Source organism: Pseudescherichia sp. AS216 (genome assembly GCF_037152055.1).
Classification (GTDB): Bacteria; Pseudomonadota; Gammaproteobacteria; order Enterobacterales; family Enterobacteriaceae; genus Pseudescherichia.
This window is the reverse complement of record NZ_JBBCMV010000024.1, coordinates 1-426: the sequence shown is the minus strand read 5'-3', so window position 1 is coordinate 426 and position 426 is coordinate 1. Positions and strand designations below refer to the sequence as shown.

Here is a 426-nt window from a genome sequence, read left to right as displayed (position 1 = left end):
ATTTTGACGGACGCCGTACCGCCTTTGTCTACCGCGACGGGGAGCTCACAGACGTCATTCTTCCCGGCGGAGCCATTCGCCGCAGCGTATGGGACAGGTACGGACGCCTGACGCAGGAGACCGACCCGGAAGGACGGACCACAGCGTACCACTGGTACCGTCAGACCGGCTGCCTGACCCGCATCGTTTATCCTGACCAGACCGCCTCGCAGGCGGCATATGATCTGCGGGGGCGGCTGCAGTGCGAAACCGATCCCTGTGGACACCGCACCACATACCACTACCCGGACGACAGCGATCCTCTGGCGGACAGCATCACCGATGCCTCCGGCGGCGTGGTTCAGCTGCAGTGGAACCATCAGGGACTGCTGACAGGCCGCACCGACTGCGCCGGCAGCGTCACGCGGTTTGAGTACGATCGTTTCG

At 64.1% G+C, this 426-nt stretch carries 1 pseudogene; it reads left to right on the top strand.

Annotated elements, in window-relative coordinates:
• Positions 1–426 (top strand): annotated as a pseudogene (locus WFN61_RS20730) (type IV secretion protein Rhs); the annotation flags it as partial.